The organism is Streptomyces ambofaciens ATCC 23877 (genome assembly GCF_001267885.1).
Classification (GTDB): domain Bacteria; phylum Actinomycetota; class Actinomycetes; order Streptomycetales; family Streptomycetaceae; genus Streptomyces; species Streptomyces ambofaciens.
In genome coordinates, this window is sequence record NZ_CP012382.1 from 4,871,439 (window position 1) to 4,896,578 (window position 25,140).

At 73.7% G+C, this 25,140-nt stretch carries 19 protein-coding genes; 10 read left to right on the forward strand and 9 right to left on the reverse strand.

The features are described 5' to 3' along the window. Positions 1 to 36 precede the first annotated feature (36 nt). Positions 37 to 1,332, forward strand: a complete 1,296-nt coding sequence (locus SAM23877_RS21835; RefSeq protein WP_053135828.1) for a hypothetical protein — start codon at positions 37 to 39, stop codon at positions 1,330 to 1,332. Between the two features lie 140 nt (positions 1,333 to 1,472). Continuing rightward, positions 1,473 to 2,009, forward strand: a complete 537-nt coding sequence (locus SAM23877_RS21840) for a DoxX family membrane protein (RefSeq protein ID WP_244902987.1) — start codon at positions 1,473 to 1,475, stop codon at positions 2,007 to 2,009. Here SAM23877_RS21840 and SAM23877_RS21845 read toward each other — a convergent pair. Together SAM23877_RS21845 and SAM23877_RS21850 are read right to left on the reverse strand one after the other, a co-directional pair. After that, a complete protein-coding gene (locus SAM23877_RS21845; protein ID WP_053135832.1) occupies positions 2,006 to 2,248 on the reverse strand; it encodes a hypothetical protein in 243 nt (80 codons plus the stop codon). The two genes, SAM23877_RS21840 and SAM23877_RS21845, sit on opposite strands and share 4 nt — an antisense overlap. Beyond that, positions 2,235 to 3,770 carry a PspC domain-containing protein gene (locus SAM23877_RS21850; protein ID WP_053135835.1) on the reverse strand — a complete coding sequence of 512 codons (1,536 nt, stop codon included), beginning with the start codon at positions 3,768 to 3,770 and terminating at the stop codon, positions 2,235 to 2,237. Before SAM23877_RS21850 ends, SAM23877_RS21845 begins: the two co-directional genes overlap by 14 nt. 180 nt (positions 3,771 to 3,950) lie before the next feature. On the opposite strand from SAM23877_RS21850, the gene SAM23877_RS21855 reads away from it, so the two are divergent. After that, positions 3,951 to 5,243: an ATP-binding protein gene (locus tag SAM23877_RS21855; RefSeq protein ID WP_053142737.1), complete on the forward strand. Its 1,293-nt coding sequence runs from the start codon at positions 3,951 to 3,953 to the stop codon at positions 5,241 to 5,243. After that, the gene (locus tag SAM23877_RS21860) at positions 5,240 to 5,986 is read left to right on the forward strand and encodes a LuxR C-terminal-related transcriptional regulator (protein ID WP_053135838.1); all 747 of its coding nucleotides are present in this window, start codon (positions 5,240 to 5,242) and stop codon (positions 5,984 to 5,986) included. The genes SAM23877_RS21855 and SAM23877_RS21860 overlap by 4 nt, the downstream gene beginning before the upstream one ends. A gap of 21 nt (positions 5,987 to 6,007) precedes the next feature. On the opposite strand, the gene SAM23877_RS21865 is transcribed toward SAM23877_RS21860, so the two are convergent. Next, positions 6,008 to 7,066 carry a C40 family peptidase gene (locus tag SAM23877_RS21865; RefSeq protein WP_053135841.1) on the reverse strand — a complete coding sequence of 353 codons (1,059 nt, stop codon included), beginning with the start codon at positions 7,064 to 7,066 and terminating at the stop codon, positions 6,008 to 6,010. Between the two features lie 329 nt (positions 7,067 to 7,395). On the opposite strand from SAM23877_RS21865, the gene SAM23877_RS21870 reads away from it, so the two are divergent. Next, the gene (locus SAM23877_RS21870) at positions 7,396 to 7,749 is read left to right on the forward strand and encodes a hypothetical protein (protein ID WP_053135843.1); all 354 of its coding nucleotides are present in this window, start codon (positions 7,396 to 7,398) and stop codon (positions 7,747 to 7,749) included. Here the strand turns inward: SAM23877_RS21870 and SAM23877_RS21875 are convergent. Continuing rightward, complete coding sequence (locus SAM23877_RS21875; protein ID WP_053135846.1) at positions 7,727 to 8,746, reverse strand: tellurite resistance/C4-dicarboxylate transporter family protein; 1,020 nt, start codon at positions 8,744 to 8,746, stop codon at positions 7,727 to 7,729. The two genes, SAM23877_RS21870 and SAM23877_RS21875, sit on opposite strands and share 23 nt — an antisense overlap. Before the next feature lie 27 nt (positions 8,747 to 8,773). After that, on the reverse strand, positions 8,774 to 9,958 hold the full coding sequence (locus SAM23877_RS21880) for a C40 family peptidase (protein ID WP_053135853.1): 1,185 nt from the start codon (positions 9,956 to 9,958) through the stop codon (positions 8,774 to 8,776). Positions 9,959 to 10,436: 478 nt separating this feature from the next. Between SAM23877_RS21880 and pcrA the strand changes: the two genes are divergently transcribed. Next, entirely contained in the window at positions 10,437 to 12,917 is a 2,481-nt protein-coding gene (gene pcrA, locus SAM23877_RS21885; protein WP_053135856.1) for a DNA helicase PcrA, read from the forward strand. Between the two features lie 79 nt (positions 12,918 to 12,996). Here the strand turns inward: pcrA and SAM23877_RS21890 are convergent, their stop codons facing one another. Further along, entirely contained in the window at positions 12,997 to 14,610 is a 1,614-nt protein-coding gene (locus SAM23877_RS21890; RefSeq protein WP_053135860.1) for a M23 family metallopeptidase, read from the reverse strand. A 239-nt stretch (positions 14,611 to 14,849) separates the two neighbouring features. Beyond that, on the reverse strand, positions 14,850 to 15,806 hold the full coding sequence (locus SAM23877_RS21895) for an esterase/lipase family protein (protein WP_053135863.1): 957 nt from the start codon (positions 15,804 to 15,806) through the stop codon (positions 14,850 to 14,852). A 549-nt stretch (positions 15,807 to 16,355) separates the two neighbouring features. Between SAM23877_RS21895 and icmB the strand changes: the two genes are divergently transcribed. Next, positions 16,356 to 16,772: a coenzyme B12-dependent isobutyryl CoA mutase small subunit gene (icmB, locus tag SAM23877_RS21900; protein WP_043380873.1), complete on the forward strand. Its 417-nt coding sequence runs from the start codon at positions 16,356 to 16,358 to the stop codon at positions 16,770 to 16,772. A gap of 175 nt (positions 16,773 to 16,947) precedes the next feature. On the opposite strand, the gene SAM23877_RS21905 is transcribed toward icmB, so the two are convergent. Together SAM23877_RS21905 and SAM23877_RS21910 are read right to left on the reverse strand one after the other, a co-directional pair. Beyond that, positions 16,948 to 18,591, reverse strand: a complete 1,644-nt coding sequence (locus tag SAM23877_RS21905) for a DUF5691 domain-containing protein (RefSeq protein ID WP_053135866.1) — start codon at positions 18,589 to 18,591, stop codon at positions 16,948 to 16,950. 55 nt (positions 18,592 to 18,646) lie between these two features. Continuing rightward, positions 18,647 to 20,002 (reverse strand): SWIM zinc finger family protein, encoded by a 1,356-nt coding sequence (locus tag SAM23877_RS21910; RefSeq protein WP_053135869.1) that lies wholly within the window; start codon positions 20,000 to 20,002, stop codon positions 18,647 to 18,649. Between the two features lie 131 nt (positions 20,003 to 20,133). Here SAM23877_RS21910 and SAM23877_RS21915 point away from each other — a divergent pair, with 131 nt between their 5' ends. The 3 genes from SAM23877_RS21915 (at position 20,134) to SAM23877_RS21925 (ending at position 25,040) form a co-directional block, all read left to right on the forward strand. Then, positions 20,134 to 21,267, forward strand: coding sequence for an ATP-binding protein (locus tag SAM23877_RS21915; RefSeq protein ID WP_053142740.1), 1,134 nt, complete (start codon positions 20,134 to 20,136; stop codon positions 21,265 to 21,267). 102 nt (positions 21,268 to 21,369) lie between these two features. Then, the gene (locus tag SAM23877_RS21920) at positions 21,370 to 23,874 is read left to right on the forward strand and encodes a DUF5682 family protein (protein WP_079030769.1); all 2,505 of its coding nucleotides are present in this window, start codon (positions 21,370 to 21,372) and stop codon (positions 23,872 to 23,874) included. Beyond that, the gene (locus SAM23877_RS21925; RefSeq protein WP_053135871.1) at positions 23,871 to 25,040 is read left to right on the forward strand and encodes a vWA domain-containing protein; all 1,170 of its coding nucleotides are present in this window, start codon (positions 23,871 to 23,873) and stop codon (positions 25,038 to 25,040) included. Before SAM23877_RS21920 ends, SAM23877_RS21925 begins: the two co-directional genes overlap by 4 nt. The last annotated feature ends 100 nt before the right edge of the window (positions 25,041 to 25,140 follow it).

The window sequence follows — 25,140 nt, forward strand, 5'->3', positions numbered from 1 at the left end:
GGTTTTCGCAGGAGTTCGGGAAGGCGGGCGTCGGACGTGGCGGTGCAGGAGGCGAGACGCGGGAGCGGCTCGGACAAGGGCGCGTACGAGGCGCCGCACGGGGGCGGCTGCACCTGCGGGGACTGCCCGCACGGCGCTCGCGAGGGCCACCGCAGGGCGGTGGCCGCGTTCCTGCTGCGGCGGGACGAGTTCGCGGCCGGACAGGGGCTGCCGGCCGCCGTGGCCCACTCGGCCTCCGCCTCCCGGCAGTGGGTCTCGGAGGAACTCACCCAGTCCGCGGAAGTCGTCGCCGAACGGGGGCGCGCCGAGGGCGAGGCGTGGCTGGGGGGCCTCGGGCGGCGCACGGCGGCCGTCGCGTGGGCCGCGGTCGTGCTGCTGCTCCTCGTGCAGGCGCTCACCGCGATCGGTGCCGGCTGGACGGCGGCGCGCACCGCCGGGCTCGCGGCGGCGCTGGTCGTGGCGGGCGCGCTGACCGCGGCGTCGTGGTTCCACCGGGCGCGGGGCGGGGCGCTGGCGCCGGTCATCGGCGAGGACAACCGCCTGTCCACGTCCCGGGCCGTGGCCGCGGTCTGGGTGCTGTTCGTCGCCTACGCGGTGCTCGTGCTGGCCGGGCAGCTGGCCGTGGCCTCGGACGGCGACCGGCGGGACGCGCTGATCTCCGGCCTGGAACTCGCCCGTGGCGCCGGTGCGGTGACGGTGCTCGCGGTGGTGTGCGGGATCGCGGTCCTGGTACGGCGGGTGGTCGGGCTGCGGGTGCTGGGGCAGCGGCTGCAGAAGGTACGGGCGGACCGGCCGCGCGCCGCCGACCTGCTGACCGACGACGCGGGACGCGGGACCTTCGCCGACATCCAGTACGTGGTCATCAGCACCGTCGCCCTGGTGTTCGCGGCGGTACGGCTGGCCCGGCGCCCGGAACAGCTGCCCGATCTGCCGTGGGGGCTGGCGGTCGTGGTGCTGGTGTCGGCGGCGACCTATGTGGCCGGCAAGTACGCGGAGGGCGGCCGGCCCGTGATCCTCTCCGTGGTCCGGGCACGGGAGGCCGGCGACCTGGACGCGCCGATCCGCACCGGTGACGACATCGAGATCCGCGGCGCCGGATTCGTGCCGCCGGGCGCCCAGCGCGCGGACCGCCTGTCCCGCATGGTCGTCCGCATCGGGGCGGTCAACGTCCACGTGCCCCTCGTCCCGGTCACCGGTGGCTTCAGCAACCCCGCGGACGACCTGCTGACCGTCCCGGTCCCCGCGGACGTCGAGCCGGGCCGGGTCGACGTCCAGGTGGTCACCGGCGCGGGCGTGGAGACCAACCGGTACGCGATCGACGTGACGGACTGAGCACCGCCCCGCCGCGCCGGCCGCCTGTCGAAACCGACAGGAAGAAGCCCGTCGGCGGAGGATTGAGCCGGGCTTGCGCGTCGTACGTATGAACTGTTGACGGAGTCTCGGCACGCGCGGGCGAGAGGCGGCTGGCAGTGATGGCTCACGGCATGCGGACGGACGCGTACCCCTCGTCCCCGGGCGGGGGCGGGGACTGGCGCGACCACGCCACCCGGTATGCCCTGCTGCCCCTGCGGATCTTCCTGGGTGTCACCTTCATCTACGCGGGCCTGGACAAACTCACCGACAGCGCCTTCATGAAGGACGCGGGGGCCGGCTCCGTCGGCGACATGATGCGTACGGTCCGCGACTCCTCGGCCCTCCCGTCCCTGGTCGACCTGGCCCTGAAGAGCCCCGCCGGCTTCGGCTACGCCATCGCCCTGGGCGAACTGGCCGTCGGCATCGGCACCCTGCTCGGCCTGCTGACCCGGCTGGCGGCCCTCGGCGGCGCGCTGATCTCGCTGAGCCTGTGGCTGACCGTCAGCTGGGCCTCCGACCCGTACTACTACGGCAACGACCTCGCCTACCTCATGGCCTGGACGCCGCTCGTCCTCGCGGGTGCCCCGCTGCTGTCCCTGGACGCCGCCCTGCGCTCCCGGCGACGGCAGAGGGCGGGCGCCGGGCACCGCGGCTAGCCGGAGAGGCCGGTCCGCGGCTCGTCGGCGTCCGTGCGGAGCGCCCCGCGGCGCCGGTGCGCGGACCGGGCCAGCACCCCGACCGCGCCCGCGACGCAGAGGCCGCCCACGACGAGGGGGATCACCACGAACCACGGCGTCTCCCAGAGGCCGCCCGCCTCACCGGCGTAGACGACGCCCGCCGCGGTCAGGAAGACTCCGGCGACCAGGCGCCCGGGCTGGAACCTATGACGCAGCACGGGACACCTCCGCCTGTCCGAGGCCGACCTGGAGGTCGAGGTCGAGCGTGCCGACGGCCTCGACGCCCGCGGTGGGGGCCAGGGTGATCTCCTTGTGCTTGCCGGGTGCCACGTCCACGTCCTTCTCGTCGTCGCCGGGCAGCTGGATGTCGCCCACGCCCACCTCGACGTTCAGCCGTACCGTCATGTCCCGCGGCACGACCACCCGTAGGCGGCCCAGGCCCACGTCGGCCCGCGTGGTCACCGTCTGCCCCGCGGCCAGGTCCAGCCCGGACAGGTCGAGGGTGCCGGTGCCGGCCCCGATGTCGTACTGCTCGCGCACACCGGCCGCCGTCGTGGGCTCCCAGGTGCGCCGGACCCAGTCGGTGCCGACGTCCTCGGGGACGGCCGCCGAACCGGCCAGCAGCGCGGCCGTCACGATCGCCAGGAAGATCGAACCGGCGCCCGTGCGCCCGAGGAAGGAGCTGACCGCGATACCGATGCCGAAGACGGCGAGCGCACCGGCGAGACCGGCCTGGAGACTCGTGCCGAGCGGGTGGTCGTCCCAGGTCAGCCGGGTGCCGAGGAAGCCGGCGAGCAGGGCGAGGAGGAAGACCCAGCCACCGATCCCGTGCGGGCCGCGCGGCTGCCGGGAGCGCGGGCGCCGGCCGCACCCGGTCGTGTGGCCGCCGCCCACGACGCCACGGCCGGGGCCGGCGTCCGCCGCGACGTCCGGGTCCCCGGAGCCCGGCGGGCCCCACAGGTACCCCGTCCCGCCGACGCGGGTGCCGTCCTTGACGATCGGGTCGCGCCACCAGGAGGGCCACGTGAACATGATCGGCGGCGCCTGGGCCTCCGGCGGGGCGTCGGCGACGGCCTGGGCGGCGAGGGGGTCGGGGTCGGGCGTCTTACGGTGCCGCGACCAGTAACCGGCGCCCGCGAGGACGAGGGAGAGAACGACGGCGAAGGTCAGCACCCCGCCGTTGTTCAGCATGGTCAGCAGGACCCCGCAGCCGACCAGGGCGAACAGCACGGCCGCCAGCGCCTGGCCGTCGACCCGGCCGGTGAGCAGCTTGCGCACCTCGTTCTCGTCCTCGTCGTCGTAGGGGACGAAGAGCCAGGCGAAGCCGTAGAAGATGAGGCCGAGGCCGCCGGTGGCGGAGAGCACCGCGAGCGTGATGCGGAAGATCACCGGATCCATGTCGCACTGCCGCCCGAGACCGGCGCACACTCCGGCGAACGTCTTGTGCCGCCGGTCGCGCCGGAACGAGGGGGGCGGCTCGGGGGCTCCCGGGCCCGCCGGGGAGCCCGAACCGGCCGCGGGACCCGCGGCCCCTCTGGCACCCGTGGCCCCTCCGGTACCCGCCGATCCCGCGGCACCTCCGGTACCCGCCGGTCCCGTGGCCCCTCCGGTACCCGTGCGACCACCGCCGGCACTCGCGGCATCCGCGGCGGGCGCGGCATCCTGCGGCCCGGCGCCCCGTGGAGGGCGCGGGCCGGAGCCGGGTCCCGGACCCGTCGCGGCGTGCTCGTGATCTGTCATGGGTCCATGGTGACGGGCGCGGCGCCGTGGCGGCAGCCGGTTCGACCCTGGTCGGACCCTGATATCGGCCCTGACACCTCGCCGGGGGAGGGCTCTGGACGGCCCCGGACCGAAGATCAGGGGAGTCTCGGGGACCGACCCTGATGCCGGTGCTCCCGGGGCCGTGTGACCATCGGTGTCATGCCGGAAGCCGCAACAGCACCAGTCGCCGAACCGCGGCCGCCGCGCAAGCTCTACCGCAGCGGCGACGGACGCTGGCTCGGTGGTGTGGCGCGGGGGCTCGCCGGGCACCTCGGCCTGCCCGTCATCTGGGTGCGGTTCGCCTTCGTGGGCCTGTTCATGGCCGACGGCCTCGGTGCGCTGCTGTACGCGGCCTTCTGGTTCTTCGTGCCGCTGGGCATCGGCGGTGTCGACGCCCAGCGGCCGCCGTCGCTCGTCACCTCCGAGACCTCGCCGGACGGCCGCCGCCGGCTCGTCGCCCGTAAGCCGGACAAGGGCCAGATCGTCGCCCTGCTCCTCATGGTCGTCGTGGCCCTCGTCTTCGTGGGCAACGTCGACCTCGGCGGCGGAGCCAAGGCCTACCTCTGGCCGACGGTGCTCGTCGGCGCGGGCGTCGCCCTGGTCTGGCGCCAGGCGGACAACGCCCGCCGGGCCCGCTGGGCCGAGGTGGGCCGCCACCGGCGCACCGTCACCCTGCTGCGTTCGGTGGCCGGTGTCCTGCTGGTGACGGCCGGTGTCACGGGCATCTTCGTGCTCCAGGGTTCCGCCGCGCACCTCGGCTCCGTTCTCCAGGCGGCCCTCGCCGTCCTCGTCGGGATCACGCTCCTGGCCGGCCCCTACCTGGTGCGGATGACCCAGGACCTCTCCGAGGAGCGGCTGATGCGCATCCGCGCGCAGGAGCGCGCCGAGGTCGCCGCCCACGTCCACGACTCGGTGCTGCACACCCTGACCCTGATCCAGCGCAACGCCGAGAGCCCGGGCGAGGTGCGCCGGCTGGCCCGAGCCCAGGAGCGCGACCTGCGCGCCTGGCTCTACAAGCCGGAGGGCAACGGCAAGGACGAGGACGACGAACCCACCACCCTCGCCGAGGCCGTCAAGCGCAACGCCGCGGAGGTCGAGGACAAGCACGGCGTCCCCATCGAGGTCGTGGTCGTCGGCGACTGCCCGCTCGACGAGAAGATCAGCGCACAGATGCAGGCCGGACGCGAGGCGATGGTGAACGCGGCCAAGTACGGTGGCGAGGGCGGCGCCGTTCAGGTCTTCGCCGAAGTCGAGGGCAGGACGGTCTTCGTGTCCGTCCGGGACCGGGGGCCCGGCTTCGACCTCGACTCGATCCCCGCGGACCGCATGGGCGTCAGAGAATCGATCATCGGCCGCATGGAGCGCAACGGCGGTACGGCGCGGCTGCGCGCGGTGCCGGACGGCGGCACGGAGGTCGAGCTGGAGATGGAGAGGGCGGAGAACACGTCATGAGCGACCCGACCGAAACGGACGGTACGGCGGGAGCGGGCGAGGCGGCCGAGTCCGCACAGCCGGCGAGCGGCGGCCCGGGGGAGCGGCACGTGCGCGTGGTGCTCGTCGACGACCACCGCATGTTCCGCACCGGCGTGCAGGCCGAGATCGGCCAGACCGCGCAGACGGGGGTCGAGGTCGTCGGCGAGGCCGCCGACGTCGACCAGGCCGTCACGGTGATCACCGCGACCCGGCCCGAAGTCGTCCTCCTGGACGTCCACCTCCCGGGCGGCGGCGGGGTCGAGGTGCTGCGCCGCTGCGCCCCGCTGATGAGCGACGCCGAACAGCCCGTCCGCTTCCTCGCCCTGTCCGTCTCGGACGCGGCGGAGGACGTGATCGGGGTGATCCGGGGCGGCGCCCGGGGCTACGTGACCAAGACGATCACGGGTACCGACCTGGTCGACTCCGTCTTCCGCGTCCAGGAGGGCGACGCCGTCTTCTCCCCGCGGCTGGCCGGGTTCGTCCTCGACGCGTTCGCCTCCACCGACGCCCCGCCGGTGGACGAGGACATGGACCGCCTCACCCAGCGCGAGCGCGAGGTGCTGCGCCTGATCGCCCGCGGCTACGCGTACAAGGAGATCGCCAAGCAGCTGTACATCTCGGTGAAGACGGTCGAGTCCCACGTCTCGGCGGTCCTGCGCAAGCTCCAGCTGTCCAACCGGCACGAGCTGACCCGCTGGGCGACGGCGCGCCGGCTGGTGTGACCGCGGGCGCGGGGCCTCACCTCACACCACCCGCGTCGCCCCCGCGAACGGCATCTGGTCCACGGGGGCGAGGCGGACCGGCGCCGCGGGGTTCGGGGCGTGGATCATCATGCCGTCGCCGACGTAGAGGCCGACGTGACTGATGCCGGAGTAGAAGAAGACCAGGTCGCCGGGGAGCAGTTGGGAGCGGGACACACGGCGGCCCGCGTCGATCTGGGCGTAGGTCGTGCGGGGCAGGGAGACGCCGGCGGCGCGGTAGGCGGCCTGGGTGAGGCCCGAGCAGTCGAAGGCGTTCGGGCCGGTCGCGCCCCACACGTAGGGGCTGCCGAGCTTCTGGTGGGCGTAGGCGACGGCCGCGGCGGAGCGGGAGTCGGGCGCCTGGGCCGCGGCGGCGAGGCCGGTCCGGGGGCCCGCCGAGGAGCGGCGGGAGGCGCGCTCGTCCGCGCCGTGTCCGACGCGGGCGCGCTCCTCGGCCGTCAGCCCGGACAGCAGGCGGCGGGCGGCCCCCAGCTTGCCGGTGACGGTCTCGCGGTGGCGTTTCAGCTCGGCCCGGCGCGAGGTCAGCGAGGCCACCTCGACGCGGGCGGCGCCGCGCAACTGCTCGATGTCCCGCAGCTCCTTGCGCACCCGGCTCACGGTGGCCGCCTGCCGGCTGCCCGCCCGTTCGACGAAGGCGGCTCCGTCGAGATACCCGTCGGGGTCGGCGGAGAGGGCGAGTTGCAGGGCCGGGGCGAGGCCGCCGCCGCGGTACTGGGCCGCGGCGGCCGAACCCAGCACCTCCCGCGCCGCGTTCAGCCGGTCCTCCTTGCGGGCGACCTCGTCCCGCAGCTCCTCCAGGCGCCGTTCGGCGGCCTCGGCCTTCTCCTTGGCGCCGTTGTACTTCTCGGTGGCGACCTCGGCCTGCTGGTACAGCTTGTCCACCTTGGCCCTGACCTGCGCCGGTGTCGGCTGCGGAGCGGCGTGTCCGGTCCCGCCGCCCAGGCCGGTCGCGGTGGCCGCGCCCGCGAGGGTGAGGGTGGCGGCGGTGCGGGCCGCCCCGCCGCTCGCCGGACGCCGCCGTGGCCTGCGGTGCGCTGCCACCTGGATCCACGTCCTTCCGTACTCGGAGCCTGCTCGTGCCGGTCGGTTCCGGTCACTCGGCAAGGACGCTAGGCGGGGACGCGACGCCCTGGTGACGGGTTGCGCGGAACTGGCGGTACCGGATCGCGGGGTGACCGCATGTGACCGTGGAGCCGTCGTACGGCCGCCCCCTTCACGGAGGGTGATGACCGAGATACCCATCCGGGGGGCGGGTGAGGGGCCTGAGGTGTTATGGGGCGCATATATGCACCCGCACCGGTCGGGCACCCTCCCGCATCCGCCGGGCCGGTGTCGGACGACGCCAAGGCCCCTGATTAGGCTCCAGCCCCATGGACGTACTCATCCACCTCTTCGTCGGTCTGCACATCATCGGTATCGCGGCGCTCCTCGGGGGCTTCCTCACCCAGATGAAGGCGATGGGCCAGGGCACGGCCCGTTTCACCCCCGCGATGCTGCACGGGGCGCTGACGATGCTGGTGACCGGAGTGGCCCTGGTCGGCCTCAACCAGGCCCAGGACTACTCCGTCGACAACATCAAGATCGGCGTGAAGCTCGCCGTGCTGATCGTGGTCCTCGGCCTGGTCTACGTGAAGCGCGACGACGAGACGGTGGAGAAGCCGCTGTTCGGCCTGGTGGGCCTGCTGACCGTCGTGAACGTCTTCATCGCGGTGCTGTGGACCTGAGTCCCTCCGCCCCCGCGTCCGCACCACCGGACCGCAGCCCGGCCCGGGCCTGGACGACCGCCCCGGCCGCGACCGCCAGCCAGGCGGCCACCGCGATCCACAGCAGCACCTGACCCGGAGCGTCCAGCCACGGGACGTCGACGACGGCGGCGACGGACAGCGTCGCCGCCGCCGTCATGCCGAGGGGGAAGACCGTCGACCAGCGGCGGACGTCGTAGCGGATCCGGGGCCACGCGATCTCCGCGGCCAGGAGCACGGCGTACCAGGCCAGGTCGAGGGCGAGCAGGAAGACGGTCAGATCGTGCAGGACGGCGCTGTCGTCCTCGTTCCACAGGTACATGCCCGTCCCGGCCGCCGCGAGCAGCTTGGCGCCGGCGAGGGCCGAGATGGCCAGGGCGCCGCCCGCCACCCAGTGGTCGCCGGACCCCCGGGCCACCTGCCGCAGATCGAAGCGGAACAGCGCGATCAGGTACAGCACGATCCCCAGGAGGAACGGCACCAGGGACGCGTGCGCCAGCCAGGGCGTCGAGGTGGCGGCGGACAGGGTGGCGCCCAGCACGGCGAGCCCCTCCGTGGCCACGCAGCCCAGGAACACCGCCCCCGGCATGCGGCGCCCCCAGTGCGTGACGACCAGGAACAGCAGCGCCGGCCACAGCAGCGCCGCCAGTGCCAGCAGCGCCGCGGCCAGCGTGGGCCGGCCGGACAGGGAGATCCGGGTGCCGAGCACCGTCGTCGCGGCGACCGCGGTCAGCGCGCCCGGCGTCCCCGCCCGCGTCACCCACTGCGCCCGCTCGACCAGCAGCAGATAGACGAAGTTCGCCGCCAGGGTCAGCCAGGCCGCGCAGGCCAGGACCAGGGCGATGCGGGAGAGGAACTCGTGGCCCGTCAGGTGCAGGCCGACCGACAGGATGCCGGTCGCCATCACCGCGGCCCCGGCCGCCGGCGGACGCTGCGCCCACCAGGCGCGCAGAGGGTAGGGGGAGGTGGCCGATGACATGCGCCCGATGCTAGAGAGCCGTGCGGCTCAGGCCGGGCGCACCACGCTGTGGATCGACGACTCGCCGTCGTAGAAGATCGACTCCTCACGGACGTACGCCCCCGGCTTCGGGGCGTGGATCATCATGCCGTTGCCGATGTAGAGGCCGACGTGGCTGAGGTCGTCGTAGAAGAAGACCAGGTCACCGGGTTGCGCCTGGGAGACCGGGACCGTCGTGCCGGCGTTCACCTGGTCGTAGGTGGTGCGCGGCAGCGTGAAGCTCGCGGCCTTCCAGGCGGCCTGGGTGAGGCCCGAGCAGTCGTAGGAGCCGGGGCCGGTGGCGCCCCACACGTACGGCTTGCCGATCTGCGCGCGGGCGAAGGCGAGCGCCTTCTCGGCCTTGGTGCCGTACGAGGCGTCGGGCGTGGTGGAACCCGAGGAGGCGCCGGTGCCGTCCGAGGGCTGCGAGGAACCGGCGGACGCGTCGCTCTCCTGCCGGGCGGCCCGCTCCTGCCGCTCCCGCTCCTCGGCCTGCCGCTTCGCGAGCTCCGCGGCCTTGCGGGCGGCCTCCTCCTGCTTCTTCCTCTCGATCGCGGCCAGCCGGGCCTTCTCCTCGGCGGTCAGCTCCGAGAGCAGCTCGCGCGCGGTGGAGAGCTTCCTCTGGACGGTGGCCTTGGCCGTCTTCAGGTCGCTCTGCGACTCGGTGAGCGTCGCGAGGCTCTCGGTGGCCTCGCGGCGCTTGTGCATGGTCTCGGACTGCTGGGTGACGTAGTCGTCGACCGCGTCCTTCTGGCGGCCGGTGAGCCGGCTCAGCAGGTGGTTCCGGTCGACGTAGTCCTGCGGCGAGTCCGCGAGCAGGAAGGTCGCGGTCTCCGGGATCGCGGAGCCGGTGCGGTACTGCGCGGAGGCGTAGGAGCCCAGCTCCTCGCGCGCCTCGTTGAGCCGCTGGGTGCGCTTGGCCACGTCGTCGAGGAGCGTGTCGACGCGCTTGCGCTGCTTGGTCGTCTTCTCCTTGGCCGCGTTGTACTTCTCCGTCGCCGACCCCGCCTGGCGGTAGAGGTCGTCGACCTTCTTCTCGACCTCTTCCAGGCTCGGCCGGTCGTCGTCCGACGGTGCGGCGGTGGCCGTCTGGGACAGCAGGGCCACGGAGGTGAGGGCCGCCGTGGCGAGGGCGGGGGTCCGTATGCCTGCTACGCGCGGACCGGTGGGACGCGACTTGCGGTGCGACGCCAAGGGAGGCGACTCCTTCCAACGCTCCGCCTACCGGGTCAGCGATGGGGGTACCCCCAGGCTTCAGCCCCTGGGGGAGGGTTCGGGCGGTGGTTGGAAGGGTTGCCCTACGGCGGATCCGCCCCGGTGGGCGCGGTGAGCCGATTCACCCCAGTGGTTCTCGGTGGGTCCCCGGCTCCGGGCGCCGTGCGGGCACACCGGACTCGGCGGAGGCCGCGCGGTCCGGCGACGTTCGCCGGTGGGGGTCGTGCGGCCTGCCCGCACCGTAGCCAACTCGTGTGGCCGCTGTGAAGGTTGGTGGGTGATATGCCCGATACATTTTCGTGACCTTCGGGGCGGACCCCTCAGGGCGTCACTCTTCGTGTCATGCCTGCCAGCAGGGTGTGCCCGGCCGCCGGGCGGGCGAGCCCGGCTCCGGAACGTCGGCCGTTTTCCGGGGCGGCACCGGGTTGTCGGTGGGGCACCCTAGACTCGGAGAGCGATGAGCAGCCTCTTTGACGACAGCTTCCTGGCGAGCCTCCAGCCCCCGCGCGGGCACGACGAGGAACCTCCGCCGCCGCCCGAGGACGAGCACGGACCGGAGTCGGTCCCGCACGATCTGTTCGGCGGGAAGTTCGACGCGCCCCCGGACCGGGACACCCACTACCGGGACGGCGCCCCGCGCCCCGCCCTGGACGCGGCCGCCCTCCTGGAGGGGCTGAACGAGAACCAGCGCGCCGCCGTCGTCCACTCCGGCACCCCGCTGCTCATCGTGGCCGGCGCCGGATCCGGCAAGACCCGCGTCCTCACCCACCGCATCGCCCATCTGCTGGCCGAGCGGAGCGTCCACCCCGGCCAGATCCTCGCGATCACCTTCACCAACAAGGCCGCCGGCGAGATGAAGGAGCGCGTCGAGCAGCTCGTCGGCCCGCGCGCGAACGCGATGTGGGTGATGACCTTCCACAGCGCCTGCGTCCGCATCCTGCGCCGCGAGTCGAAGCGGCTCGGCTTCACCTCGTCGTTCTCGATCTACGACGCCGCCGACTCCAAGCGCCTCATGGCGCTGGTCTGCCGCGACCTCGACCTGGACCCGAAGAAGTTCCCGCCGAAGTCCTTCAGCGCCAAGATCTCGAACCTGAAGAACGAGCTGGTCGACGAGGAGGACTTCGCCGCCCAGGCGAACGACGGCTTCGAGAAGACCCTGGCGCAGGCGTACGCCATGTACCAGTCGCGGCTGCGCGAGGCCAACGCCCTCGACTTCGACGACCTGATCATGACGACCGTCAACCTGCTCCGCGCCTTCCCGGACGTCGCCGAGCACTACCGCCGCCGCTTCCGGCACGTCCTGGTCGACGAGTACCAGGACACCAACCACGCCCAGTACGCCCTGGTGCGCGAGCTGGTCGGCACCAGCGAGCACCCCGTCGACGTACCGCCCGAGGCCGAGGTCCCGCCCGCCGAGCTGTGCGTGGTGGGCGACGCCGACCAGTCGATCTACGCGTTCCGCGGCGCCACCATCCGCAACATCCTCCAGTTCGAGGAGGACTACCCGGACGCCACGACGATCCTGCTGGAGCAGAACTACCGCTCCACCCAGACCATCCTCAGCGCCGCCAACGCGGTCATCGAGCGCAACGAGTCCCGCCGCCCCAAGAACCTGTGGACCAACCAGGGCGCGGGCTCGCAGATCACCGGGTACGTCGCCGACACCGAGCACGACGAGGCCCAGTTCGTCGCCGACGAGATAGACCGCCTCACGGACGCCGGCGAGGCCAAGGCCGGCGACGTCGCCGTCTTCTACCGCACCAACGCCCAGTCCCGCGTCTTCGAAGAGGTCTTCATCCGGGTCGGCCTGCCCTACAAGGTCGTCGGCGGCGTCCGCTTCTACGAGCGCAAGGAGGTCCGGGACGTCCTGGCCTACCTGCGGGTGCTGGCCAACCCCGAGGACTCGGTGCCGCTGCGCCGCATCCTCAACGTCCCCAAGCGGGGCATCGGCGACCGCGCCGAGGCCATGATCGACGCCCTCGCCCAGCGCGAGAAGATCAGCTTCCCGCAGGCGCTCAGGCGCGTCGACGAGGCGTACGGCATGGCCGCGCGCTCCAGCAACGCCGTGAAGCGCTTCAACACGCTGATGGAGGACCTCCGTACGATCGTCGAGTCCGGAGCCGGACCGGCGACCGTGCTGGAGGCGATCCTCGAACGCACCGGCTACCTCGCCGAGTTGCAGGCCTCCACCGACCCGCAGGACGAGACCCGCATCGAGAACCTCCAGGAACTCGCCGCCGTCGCCCTGGAGTTCGAGCAGGAGCGGGCCGAGGGCGAGGAGACCGGAACCCTGGCCGACTTCCTGGAGAAGGTGGCGCTGGTCGCGGACTCCGACCAGATCCCGGACGACGAGGACGGCGACGGTGTCGTCACCCTGATGACCCTGCACACCGCCAAGGGCCTGGAGTTCCCCGTCGTCTTCCTCACCGGCATGGAGGACGGCGTCTTCCCGCACATGCGCGCCCTCGGCCAGGCCAAGGAGCTGGAGGAGGAGCGGCGCCTGGCGTACGTCGGCATCACGCGCGCCCGGGAGCGGCTGTACCTGACCCGGTCGACGCTGCGCAGCGCCTGGGGCCAGCCGTCGTACAACCCGCCCTCCCGCTTCCTGGAGGAGATCCCGGCCCCCCACCTGGAGTGGAAGCGCACCGGGGCGACCGGGCCCGCCTCCTCCGCGCCCGTCTCGGCGGTGGCGGCCTCGCTGTCCTCCTCGCGCTCCCGCTCCTCGGCGTCGGGCGCCTCCGGCTTCGCCACGCGCCGCACCGCGGAGAAGCCGACGGTCTCGCTGTCCGTGGGCGACCGCGTCACGCACGACCAGTTCGGACTCGGCACGGTGGTCGCGGTCAAGGGCACGGGGGCGAACGCCGAGGCGACGGTCGACTTCGGGGAGCCCAAGCCCAAGCGGCTGCTCCTGCGGTACGCGCCGGTGGAGAAGCTCTGACGGCGCGTCCGGGGCACGCGACGGAGTGAGCCCCGTCGGTCGACGGGGCTCACCGCGGACTTGCTGAGACGTTACTCCGTCACTGCGGATCGAGGCCGTGGCTGCGCAGCCACGAGAGCGGGTCGATCGCCGAGCCGCCCGCGGGCCGCACCTCGAAGTGCAGATGCGGTCCGGTCGAGTTGCCCGAGTCGCCGGAGGACGCGATCGCGTCGCCGGCCTTGACCGTCGTGCCGGAGGGTACCTGGTAACCGGAGAGGTGGCAGTACCACGTCTCCGTGCCGTCCTTCGCGGTCAGGATCATCATGTTCCCGTACGCGGCGTTGTACTGCGTACGGACCGTGCCGTCGGTCGAGGCCATCACCGTCGTGCCGTAGGACACGGGGAAGTCGATGCCGCTGTGCACGGACATCCAGTTGATGCCGGCCTGCCCGTAGTACGCGCTGAGGCCGTGCTGCGCGACGGGGAGCGCGAACTTGGGGCGCAGCCGCTCCTTGCGGGCCGCCTCCTCCGCCGCCCGCCTCCTCTCGAGGGCCTGCTCGGCCTTGAGGTCGATGCGCTCCTGCGTACGGCTGGCCCGGTCGGCGAAGTCGTCGGCTCCGGCGGCGAGGCTGGTGAGCTGGGTGTCCAGCTTGTTGTTGGCGGTGGACGGCTTCACCGGCGCGGCGGCGGGATCGTCCGCGTCCGCCGCGGACGCCGTGGTCTCCGCGTCGCCTCCGGTCATGCCGACGGAGGCGGCGGCGATGCCGGCGACGCTCATCACGCAGGCCGACGGTACGGCGATGGTCATGAGCGCCGAGCGCTTGGCGGGCTGGCGGCGACGGGAGCGGGACCCGCTGCGGGAGGCGGCGCGTGCGGCCGGGATCCGGGGGGCGGGGGTGACCTCTTCCTGGCCCTCCAGGAGGGCGGGCACGGTGGGGAGTTCCCCGGTGGCCGCCGCGTCCTCGTACGGGCCGGGTTCCTCGGAAGCCGACCGGTCGTCCGCCGTGCCGTTCTCCGGAGACGGTGACGGGTCCTGCGGGGAGCCGTCCGAGTTCCACTGCGTGGCGTCGTAGGCCCCGGTGTCCAGGGTGCCGCCGTCGAAGGCTCCGGTGTGGAACGTGCCGGTCGCGAACGTGCCGGTGTCGAAGGTTTGGGTGCCCCAGTCCCACTGCTGGGTCCGGTCGGCCGGGTTCCCGGACTGGTCCGGCGGGGACCAGGCGCCGGTGTCCCACTGGCCGGTGGCCCCGGTGTCCGTCGCCCGCGGCGGCTCGGCCGGGGACTGCTCCTGGCCGGCCGCGGACCGCTGGTGGTCCGCCGTCCACGCGGTCGTGTCGTAGCCACCGGTGTCGTAGCTGCCGGTGCCGTAGGCGCCGGTGCCGTAGCCGGTGTGCTGCGGGGCCGCGTACGCGTCGTGGTCCACGATCGGACCGCCACCGGTGGACCACTGGGTGGTGTCGTAGGCGCCCGTGTCGTACGCGCCCGTGACGTCGTAGCCGCCGGTGTCCTGGCCCGGGAGGCTGCCGAAGAGGGGATCCGCGGCGAAGGTCGCCGTGGCGGTGCCGCCGGTCGGAAAACCGGTGGCGTCGTAGCCGCCGTACGTGGTGAGGTCGCCGTACTGGGCCTCCCCTGTGCCGTACGACGCGTAAGGCGCCGCAGCGGCTTCGGAAGCCGAGGCCGGGGTGGTCATGGCCCCCGACGGGTGACGGTCGTTCACCAACTTCTCTTTCGCCTCGACAACAGGGGCTGCCAGAGCAGTGCGGCGACTGTACCCGTCGGTATACGGGCGCGACAATCTTCCCCAGGTTTCGTGCCCGAAGGAAACGGGCAATCGGCCGTGTTTTGGGGGACGGCGGGCACGAGTTTGGCTTTGTGTTCGACGTTTGTTCGAAGCTGAACGGGTTGTGTCCGCCTGGTTCCGGACGCGTCAGGGCTTCGGGCGGCCGTCGGAAGGCGTCAGGCGACCGTCAGTCCGCCGGCCTGCCTGCCGGTTCCGGACTCCGGCTCCGCGGCGACGGCGTCGAGAGCCTGGCGAATGCCGGTGGCCACGGCGGGGTGCACGGGCAGGGCGAGGTGGCCGATGCCGCTCACCCGTACGTTCTGCACGGTCAGGTCGGGGTGGACGAGGCAGGCCGTCTCCAGCGGGTCCATCACGCGGTCCAGATCGCTCCAGAAGCTGACGAACTGTGTGCGGCAGCCCGGCGCGGGCAGGGTGAGCTCCTCCAGCACCGCCGATCCGGGGCGCATCTGGCGCACGATGGGGTGGGCGTTGGCCAGGGGGACCACCCGGGTGCCGGTGTGCGGGGTACCGAGCGTCACGAGCGTCCGGACGCGGAGGTCGCCGCCGAGGCGCTGCACGTAGTACCGCGCGATGAGGCCGCCCAGGCTGTGCCCGACGACGTCGACCCGTTCGCTGCCCGTCCGCTCGCAGATCTCCTCGATGTGCCGGCCGAGCAGCTCGGCCGCGGTACGGATGTCGCAGGTCAGGGGGGAGTAGTTGAGCGACTCGATCTGGTGCCTGCCGTGCTGGGTGAGGCTGCGGCGCAGAAGCAGGAAGACCGAACGGTTGTCGATGAAACCGTGCAGCAGGACGACGGGAGGGCTGGTGGGGGCCGGGAGGCGGCAGGTGGGCGGGGCGGGCCGCGGGTCCTGGGAGTCCTGCGTCGGCAGGGGGGAGACGGGCCGGCGCTCCTGGATGACCCCCGAGGGGTAGAGGAGCAGATGCCCGGCGAGGATCGCGGCCTCCAGGGCGCTCGCCTTGAGGAGGGTCAGGGAGAGCCCGGTCAACCGGCCCGGAAGGGCCGCCAGCTCCGACAGTCCCGGGAGCCCCGGCACCCCAGGAAGGGCGGGGAGGCCGGGCAGAAGACGCCGGCAGAGCGGGAGTAGGGGCAGTGCTGCCGTGGTGACCTTCATGGGCCGACCTCCTGTCGGCACGCGCAGGGAGCCTCTGTCCCCCGTGTGCCCTCGTGGAGAGTCGTAACACCAGTGTTTCGTGATGTTTACGAGGTTTGACCGGTCGGATGTGCCGCTGTGCCACGTCAGCGGCCTGTGAGCACGGTGTGCCTGGTGAGCTTGGTGTAACCCGGTCGGTCCTGCGGTGCGTCGTGCGGGGGCGAGGTGCGCCGCCGCCCCTGTCCGGCCCTCGCTGCGGCTCTCCGTACGCGTGATGGCGCCGCGCCCTGGAGCGGTGCGCGGCGAACGTGTCCCACCATGTGATTTCCCCCTCTGTATCGACCACGAAACTGCCGGTTGCGGGATGCTGGCGATAACGTTCGTTCACTTTCCCGGACGATGCGGTGCGGGGCTCCGTGCCCGGGTCGCGCCGGCGTGCGCTGGGCACTCGGCGCGCCGGGGACGATGTGCGGATCGGGCGTGTCGCTGCCCGTGCCCGTGTGTACGGCGTCGGCGAAGTGTGCGGTACTTGTCGGTACGGATGGATGTAGTCGCTTCATGGAGGCAGTGATGGGTGTGGCAGCCGGTCCGATCCGCGTGGTGGTGGCCAAGCCGGGGCTCGACGGCCACGATCGCGGGGCCAAGGTGATCGCGCGGGCGCTGCGTGACGCCGGTATGGAGGTCATCTACACCGGGCTCCACCAGACACCCGAGCAGATCGTGGACACCGCGATCCAGGAGGACGCCGACGCGATCGGGCTCTCCATCCTCTCCGGCGCGCACAACACGCTCTTCGCCGCCGTGATCGAGCTGCTCCGGGAGCGGGACGCGGCGGACATCCTGGTCTTCGGCGGGGGGATCATCCCCGAGGCGGACATCGCGCCGCTGAAGGAGAAGGGCGTCGCGGAGATCTTCACGCCCGGCGCGACGACGGCGTCGATCGTGGACTGGGTGCGGACGAACGTACGGGAGCCGGCTGGGGCGTAGGCGCCGGGCACGGTTCGGGGCTGCGGGCGGCCGGCACCGGGCTGCGCCGCGGGTCGCGGGCGCTGGTCTGCGGACGGCGGGCGCGGGTCAGGTCGCCGCGCCGCCCCGGACCGAGGCCGGCCCTGGGCGGCTGCCCGCCCACGGCGTGGAGGCGCGGGCCGTGGGTGCGGACCCCTCACCCCGCCCTCAGTTCCTCGGCCATCGCCGCGCGCAGCCGCAACGTCGTGACGAGCCGCTGGAAGGCCTCCGCCCAGTAGCCCCCGGCTCCCGGCGCCGCGTCCTCCGACTCGTCGGGTATCGCCAGCAGACCGTCGAGACGGCCCGCCTCCGAGGGGTCGAGGCAGCGTTCGGCCAGACCCATGACGCCGCTGAAGCTCCACGGATAACTCCCCGCGTCGCGGGCGATGTCGAGCGCGTCGACCACAGCACGTCCCAGCGGCGGTGCCCACGGCACCGTGCACATGCCGAGCAACTGGAACGCCTCCGACAGTCCGTGGGTCGCGATGAACCCGGCGACCCACGTGGCCCGTTCGTCCGGCCCCAGCGTGCCGAGCAGTTTCGCCCGCTCGGCCAGCGAGACCGCGCCCGGCCCTCCGGCCTCGGGTGCCGTGGGCGCGCCGAGCAGGGCCCTCGCCCACGTGCCGTCGCGCTGCCGCACCGCGGCCCGGCACCACGCCGCGTGCAGATCGCCCTGCCAGTCGTCCGTCACCGGAAGAGCGACGATCTCCTCGGCGGAACGGCCACCGAAACGGGAGGTCCAGGCAGCGAGCGGGGCCGCCTCCACCAACTGACCCAGCCACCACGACCGCGCGCCCCGGCCCGAGGGCGGTCTGGCCACGACGCCGTCCCGCTCCATGCCCGGGTCGCACTCGTGCGGCGCCTCGACCGCGATCGCCGGTGGCTCCAGGGTTCGGTCGAGGAAGACGCACGTCACGGCACGCGCCGCCATCCGCGCGGCCAGCGCCGAGTCCGGCAGCGCCGACAGCAGTTCCGCCGCCGTCGCCCGTACGTTGCGGCTGCGGTCGGCCAGCGCCGCCTCGAGGAACGGCTCGTCCGCCGGTTCCAGCCCCGACCGCAGTGAGTCGAGGAACATCAGCCGGTCCTCGGCCCGTTCCGTCGGCCAGGTGGAGGCCAGCAGCGCTCGGGCACCGGCGGGGTCGCGGGAGCGCAGGGCCGCCAGCAGAGCGACCCGCTCGGCGAACAGACCCTCCTCCCAGAGCCGCCGCACCTGCTCCGCCGCCTCGGGGCCGGGCAGGGCCGTGCCTCCGCCCGGCGTCGCGCGCAGGGCGAACCGCCAGTCCGGATTCAACCGGGCCAGCCACAGCCCGCGGGGCCCCGCGAACGCCAGCGCCGCCGGACGCAGATCCGTGCGCCCCCGGGCCGCGTCCAGCAGGGCCGGGAGCGCCTCGGGGGGTGGCGCGAAGCCGTGGGCGTTCGCCGCCGCCAGCCACTGGGGGAGCAGCTCCATGAGGTCGGGCGCGGTGCCCCGGCGGCCGCCCCCCGCCGTGCCGGGTCGGTCGGTGAGCAGCGTCGTGAGCCGTCGGGCGGCCGCGGCCGGGAGCGGCGGGCGGCGGTCCTCGGGAGCCGGTTCTGGGCGCCGGCCCGCGGGCGCGGGGCGCAGTCCGGCGCGCCGGCGAACGGTCTCCGCGGCAGCCGCGTCCAGCAGTGCCGTCGGTGCGTGTGCACCGGGCGCGCAGCCCGGAGGGGTGCGTCGGTCCGTACCGAGCAGCGCGGCCGTGACCAGTTCCTCCCAGGCGCCGGGCGGTGCGGTGACGGGGGTGGGCACGCGGGCGTCGGTGGGCGTGGGTGTCCTGGTCATGCGGTCCCTTCCGCTTCCATTCCGGTTCCGTTCCGTCTTCCTGCCGTGGGACGGGTCAGTACAGCGGCACCGCCGGGCCCGGTCCGGCCGGCCAGGCCGTCAGCGGAGTGAAGCCCCGGTGGCCGAACTCCCCGAAGACCCGCACGGGCGCACCGCCCGACAGGGCGACCAGGCGCCACAGGCCCGGACGGCTCCCGGCCGGCGCCGACAGCGGCAGTGCCGTGTCCCCTTCGGCGTCCGCCAGTTGCCAGTGGTCTCCGTCCGGCACCGGGACGACCCGCGCCAGGGTCACCGGCACCGCGTCCAGCCACGGGTCCGCGCGGAGGGCCTCGCCGTACCGCACCGCCGCTCGGGACGTCGTCACTCCCTCCGGGCGTATGTCCGCGGGCGCGGGCGGGGTGAACCGCTCGCCCAGGGCGACCCGCTGCCGCCCGGCGCCCGGATACGCCGACACCTCGGCCTCGAAGGCCGACCCGACGGGCAGCGCCAGCTCCGGTGCCCTGCCCGCGGCACCGTAGGACAGGAGCAGCGCGGTGCGCGCCGTGTCCGCGCCGTACAACCAGATGCGACGCGTCGTCAGCCGACTGTCCGCGGTGTCGTGCTGGGCGAGGACCAGCCACCGGTCCCGCACCGCAGGGCCGTCCGCGGACGCGGAGAGGCCGACGCGCGAACGGACCGTGGCGGCCAGGTCGTCCGGCAGCCGGTCCCGGCGAAGCCAGCCCTGGTCGAGCAGGTGGAGGAGAGCGCACTCCTCCAGCAGCCGTACCGGCCAGCCGGCGCCGGACGACGGTATGCCCCCCAGGTCCCGCACCCGCGAGGCCAGCCCCGACGCCTGGGCGTCGACCATGCGGGCCGCCGTCTCCTCCCACAGCTCGTACCCCGACTGCTCGGCGCCGGCCAGGCCGCCGCGCAGCAGGTCCGCCAGTCGCTGCTCCAGCTCCGTCGCGCCCGCCGTGATCCGCTCGGCACGCTGCTCCGCCCGGCGCCGTGCGGCCCGCTGATCACCGGGCCCGGCCGTGACCCCGGCCGAGCTCGCCGTCCTCTTCCCCGCCACGCGCCCGCGCCGTCCCGCGATCCACCGTTCCACCCAGTCCGGCGCCTCGGCCACCGGCACCGCGTCACCCCCGCCCGCCCAGAGCAGCAGCAGCCCGATCGCGTGCTTGCACGGGAACTCGTGGCTCGGGCAGCCGCACTCGTACGCGGGCCCGGACACCCCCACGACGTCCACGACCGTCCGATACGGCCTGCCGCCGCTCCCCTCGCACAGCCCCCACACCACCCCGTCCCCGGAACTTCCCGCCGCCGACCACGTCGCGGCCACGCCGAGTCTGCTCCCCGCTTCACGTGACGCGGCGTCAGGCGCCAGTGCCAGCACCTGGTCCGCGGTCCAGCGCACCCCCTGCTGAGTCATGTCATCGAAGGTAGATCCCGCCACTGACAATCGGTCGTGAGAGAGCGTCTTCGCAGGTCAGGGCGATTGTCAGTGGCGTGGTGCACCGTGGATGCGAGATCGAACCGGCCGAGCTGGAGGGGGACCAAGCCATGCCTGTGTCCGCAGAACCGACGTCCGTCGACCCGGGCCGGAACGGGTCCGCCGCGGAGGCGTTGCGGCCGCACGCCGAGGAAGCGTTCGCGGCCGAACTCGCCGCGCTGGCCGCGCGGGACGACCGTCCGCGTCCGGCCCGCTGGAAGCTGTCGCCGTGGGCCGTCGCCACCTACCTGCTCGGCGGCACCCTGCCCGACGGCACCGTGATCACACCGAAGTACGTGGGCCCGCGCCGCATCGTCGAGGTCGCCGTCACCACGCTCGCCACCGACCGTGCCCTGCTCCTGCTCGGCGTGCCCGGGACGGCGAAGACCTGGGTGTCCGAACACCTCGCCGCGGCCGTCAGCGGTGATTCGACCCTGCTGGTGCAGGGCACGGCCGGCACACCCGAGGAAGCCATCCGCTACGGCTGGAACTACGCGCGGCTGCTCGCCCACGGTCCGAGCCGCGACGCCCTCGTGCCCAGCCCGGTGATGCGTGCCATGGCCGAGGGAAGGACCGCCCGCGTGGAGGAACTGACCCGAATCCCGGCCGACGTGCAGGACACGCTCATCACGATCCTGTCGGAGAAGACCCTGCCGATACCGGAGCTGGGCCAGGAGGTGCAGGCGGTCCGCGGCTTCAACCTCATCGCCACCGCCAACGACCGTGACCGCGGGGTCAACGAACTCTCCAGCGCCCTGCGCCGTCGCTTCAACACCGTGGTGCTGCCGCTGCCGGAGACCGCCGAGGCGGAGGTCGAGATCGTCGCACGCCGCGTCGACCAGATCGGCCGCTCCCTCGATCTGCCCTCGGCGCCCGACGGCCTCGACGAGATCCGCCGCGTGGTCACCGTCTTCCGCGAGTTGCGCGACGGACTGACGGACGACGGACGCACGAAGGTGAAGTCGCCCAGCGGCACGCTGTCCCCGGCCGAGGCGATCTCCGTCGTCACCAACGGCCTCGCCCTGGCCGCCCACTTCGGTGACGGGGTGCTGCGGCCCGGCGACGTCGCCGCGGGCATCCTCGGCGCCGTCGTCCGCGACCCGGCCGCCGACCGCGTCGTCTGGCAGGAGTACCTGGAGACGGTCGTCCGCGAGCGCGACGGCTGGAAGGACTTCTACCGGGCGTGCCGGGAGGTGACCGGGTGACGGGGAAGCGGACGCGGGCCCGGTTCCGGAGGGGTGTTCCGGAGCTCGGCGCGACGGGGACCACGGAGGGCTCGCCCTGGTCCCGGAGGGGAGGTGGGCGGCGTGACGGGTGCTGACAGGACCGGAAGCGGCGGGCCGCGGGGTGGTGCCGGGACCGCCCGGGCCGGCGGTGAAGCGCTGCTCCTCGGCGTACGCCACCACGGGCCGGGGTCGGCGCGGGCGGTCCGGGCGGCGCTGGAGCAGGCCCGGCCCGGAGTCGTGCTGATCGAGGGGCCACCGGAGGCCGACCCCTTGGTCCCGTTGGCCGCCGACGAGGACATGCGCCCACCGGTCGCGCTCCTCGCCCACGCCGTGGACGAGCCCGGCCGCTCGGCCTTCTGGCCCCTGGCCGAGTTCTCCCCCGAGTGGGTGGCCCTCCGCTGGGCCCTGGAGCACGACGTCCCCGCCCGCTTCATCGACCTCCCGGCCACCCACACGCTGGCCCGGCAGGAACCGGAGGACGCCCCGCCCGGGACGGACCGGACGGGTCAGGGGGAGCCCGGCACGGACAAGGGGGCCGAGACCTCCGCGGCCCTCCCCGATGTCCGGGTCGATCCGCTCGCCGCCCTCGCCGAGGCCGCCGGCCATGACGACCCGGAGCGCTGGTGGGAGGACGTGGTCGAGCACCGGGGCGCGGAGCACGGGGACGCGCTGGCACCGTTCAGGGCGCTGGAGGAGGCCATGGGGGCGCTGCGGGAGACGGAGGAGGGCGGCGGGCGTGACCGGGACCTCGTCCGGGAGGCCTTCATGCGGTTGCAGGTCAGGGCCGCGCAGCGGGAGTCCACCCAGCAGGTCGCCGTGGTCTGCGGGGCCTGGCACGTGCCCGCGCTCCGGCGCAGGGTCACCGTCGCCGCCGACCGCGCACTGCTCAAGGGGTTGCCCCGGACCAAGGTCGACATGACCTGGGTGCCCTGGACCCACCGCAGGCTGTCCCGGTCCAGCGGGTACGGGGCGGGGATCGAGTCACCGGGCTGGTACGGGCATCTGTTCGGCGCGCCGGACCGGCCGGTCGAGCGCTGGCTGACCAGGGTGGCCGGGTTGCTGCGGGAGGAGGACCGGAGCGTCTCCTCGGCACACGTCATCGAGGCGGTGCGGCTGGCCGAGACCCTCGCGGTGATGCGCGGCCGTCCGCTGCCCGGGCTGAGCGAGACGACGGACGCCGTGCGGGCGGTGATGTGCGAGGGCTCGGACGTACCGCTGGCGCTGGTGCACGACCGGCTGGTCGTGGGGGACGTGCTGGGAGAGGTGCCCGCCGGGGCGCCCGCGGTGCCCCTGCAGCGGGACCTGGACCGGACCCAGCGGCGGTTGCGGCTCAAGCCGGAGGCGTCGGAGCGGGAGCTGGAGCTCGACCTGCGCAAGGAGACCGACGCGGGGCGCAGCCGACTCCTGCACCGGCTGCGGCTGCTCGGTGTCGGCTGGGGCGAGCCGGCCGCCGCACGGGGGAGCACGGGCACGTTCCGGGAGACGTGGCGGCTGCGGTGGGAGCCGGAGCTGTCGGTGCGGGTCGCCGAAGCCGGGGTGTGGGGCACGACCGTGCTCGGCGCGGCGACCGCCAGGGCGCAGGCGGACGCCGTCACCGCGCAGGGTCTCGCCGATGTCACCGCCCTCGCCGAGCGCTGCCTGCTGGCCGAACTGCCGGACGCGCTGTCACCGGTGATGCGGATCCTCGCGGACCGTGCGGCACTCGACATGGACGTCGGCCACCTCGCCCAGGCGCTGCCGGCCCTCGTCCGCTCACTGCGCTACGGCGACGTGCGCGGCACCGACACCGGAGCGCTGGCCGAGGTCGCCGCGGGTCTCGCCGAGCGGGTCTTCGTGGGCCTGCCCCCCGCCTGCGCCGGGCTGGACGCCGACGCGGCTCAGGAGATGCGCCGGCACGTGGACGCCGTGCACGGAGCGGTGGGACTGCTCGGTGACGCCCCCGCGCCGGGCCACGGCGCCCTGAGGTCCCGTTGGCAGGCCGTCCTGCGGACCCTCTCCGCGCGGGGCGGCGTGTCCGGGGTGATCCGGGGGCGGGCCGTGCGGCTCCTGCTGGACGACGGCGCGCTCGTGCCGCAGGAGGCTGCCCGGCTCATGGGGCAGGTGCTGTCCCGCGGGACGCCGCCGGCGGACGCGGCCGCCTGGATCGAGGGCTTCCTCGGCGGCGGCTCGGGAGGCGGCATGCTCCTCCTGCACGACGAGCGGCTGCTCGCACTGGTCGACGCCTGGCTGACCGGCGTACCGGCGGAGGCGTTCACGGACGTACTGCCGTTGCTGCGGCGCACCTTCTCGGCCTACGAGCCGGGAGTCCGCCGCAGCCTCGGCGAGTTGGTCCGGCGCGGGCCGGCGTCGCGGGGGAGCGTGACGACGACCGGTTCCGGCATACCCGGTTTCGGGGCCGGGCTCGCCACCGGACGTGCCGAAGCCGTGCTGCCGGTGGTCCGGCTGCTGCTGGGGCTGGACGAGGCGGAGGCGACGGGCGAGCGAACCGGAACCCCGGACGCCGGCCCTGGCCCTGGCCATGACGCCGATACGGGCGGCGGGTTGCCGGGTGGCGACGACAACGACCTCGTGGGGGTGGACGCATGACGACCGAGCCGGTGGATGCCGACCCGGCGCAGGAACGACTGCGGCGGTGGCGGCTGGTGCTCGGGGGCGACCCGGCCGACGGCACCGGCCGCACGCTCTCCGGGCGGGACGCCGCGATGGACGGCGCGCTCGCCGCGCTCTACGGGAAGGAGAGCAGGTCACGTCCCGGTCGGGACCGGTCGGCGGGTCTCGGGGCCTCCGCGCCGGCCGTGGCGCGCTGGCTGGGGGACATCCGCACCTACTTCCCCTCCTCCGTCGTGCAGGTGATGCAGCGGGACGCGATCGACCGTCTCGGTCTCGCCACCCTCCTGCTGGAGCCGGAGATGCTCGAGGCCGTGGAGGCCGACGTACACCTCGTCGGCACGCTGCTGTCCCTCCACAAAGCGATGCCGGAGACGACGAGGGAGACGGCGCGGGCCGTCGTCCGCAAGGTGGTCGCAGACCTGGAGAAGCGGCTCGCCACACGCACCCGGGCCACGCTCACCGGCGCCCTCGACCGCAGTGCCCGCGTCACCCGGCCCCGCCACCACGACATCGACTGGAACCGGACGATCGCGGCCAACCTCAAGCACTACCTGCCCGAGCACCGGACGATCGTGCCGGAGCGGCTCATCGGTCACGGGCGGGCGTCCCGCTCCGTGAAGAAGGAGGTCGTCCTCTGCGTCGACCAGTCGGGGTCGATGGCGGCGTCGGTGGTGTACGCGTCCGTGTTCGGAGCGGTGCTGGCGTCCATGCGGTCGATCGACACCCGGCTCGTCGTCTTCGACACGGCCGTCGTCGACCTCACCGATCAGCTCGACGACCCGGTCGACGTCCTGTTCGGCACGCGACTCGGCGGCGGCACGGACATCAACCGCGCGCTGGCGTACTGCCAGTCGCGGATCACCCGGCCCTCGAAGACGGTGGTCGTGCTGATCAGCGATCTGTACGAGGGGGGCATACGCCACGAGATGCTCAAGCGGGTCGCGGCGATGAAGGCGGCGGGGGTGGGGTTCGTGACGCTGCTGGCGCTGTCCGACGAGGGAGCGCCCGCCTACGACCGGGAGCACGCGGCGGCGCTCGCCGCTCTGGGCACGCCCGCCTTCGCCTGCACGCCCGATCTGTTTCCGGAGGTGATGGCGGCGGCGATCGAGAGGCGGCCGTTGCCGATGCCGGACGCCGGGTGACGACTTGTCGATCCGAGGCGTCCTGCTTCCTGGCCATAAAAGGGACATGACTGACCATCGGTGACGACGGGCTTGCGTACCTGCCGGAGTTCCGTGCGAG

What these genes read in the sequence shown, in the direction of transcription:
- SAM23877_RS21905 (WP_053135866.1), bottom strand. Translation starts at nt 18,591, where the DNA reads ATGACCAGGACACCCACGCCCACCGACGCCCGCGTGCCCACCCCCGTC.
- SAM23877_RS21875 (WP_053135846.1), bottom strand. Translation starts at nt 8,746, where the DNA reads ATGTCATCGGCCACCTCCCCCTACCCTCTGCGCGCCTGGTGGGCGCAG.
- SAM23877_RS21895 (WP_053135863.1), bottom strand. Translation starts at nt 15,806, where the DNA reads ATGAAGGTCACCACGGCAGCACTGCCCCTACTCCCGCTCTGCCGGCGT.
- SAM23877_RS21925 (WP_053135871.1), top strand. Translation starts at nt 23,871, where the DNA reads ATGACGACCGAGCCGGTGGATGCCGACCCGGCGCAGGAACGACTGCGG.
- SAM23877_RS21915 (WP_053142740.1), top strand. Translation starts at nt 20,134, where the DNA reads ATGCCTGTGTCCGCAGAACCGACGTCCGTCGACCCGGGCCGGAACGGG.
- SAM23877_RS21855 (WP_053142737.1), top strand. Translation starts at nt 3,951, where the DNA reads ATGCCGGAAGCCGCAACAGCACCAGTCGCCGAACCGCGGCCGCCGCGC.
- icmB (WP_043380873.1), top strand. Translation starts at nt 16,356, where the DNA reads ATGGGTGTGGCAGCCGGTCCGATCCGCGTGGTGGTGGCCAAGCCGGGG.
- SAM23877_RS21910 (WP_053135869.1), bottom strand. Translation starts at nt 20,002, where the DNA reads ATGACTCAGCAGGGGGTGCGCTGGACCGCGGACCAGGTGCTGGCACTG.
- SAM23877_RS21860 (WP_053135838.1), top strand. Translation starts at nt 5,240, where the DNA reads ATGAGCGACCCGACCGAAACGGACGGTACGGCGGGAGCGGGCGAGGCG.
- SAM23877_RS21850 (WP_053135835.1), bottom strand. Translation starts at nt 3,770, where the DNA reads ATGACAGATCACGAGCACGCCGCGACGGGTCCGGGACCCGGCTCCGGC.
- SAM23877_RS21840 (WP_244902987.1), top strand. Translation starts at nt 1,473, where the DNA reads ATGGCTCACGGCATGCGGACGGACGCGTACCCCTCGTCCCCGGGCGGG.
- SAM23877_RS21870 (WP_053135843.1), top strand. Translation starts at nt 7,396, where the DNA reads ATGGACGTACTCATCCACCTCTTCGTCGGTCTGCACATCATCGGTATC.
- pcrA (WP_053135856.1), top strand. Translation starts at nt 10,437, where the DNA reads ATGAGCAGCCTCTTTGACGACAGCTTCCTGGCGAGCCTCCAGCCCCCG.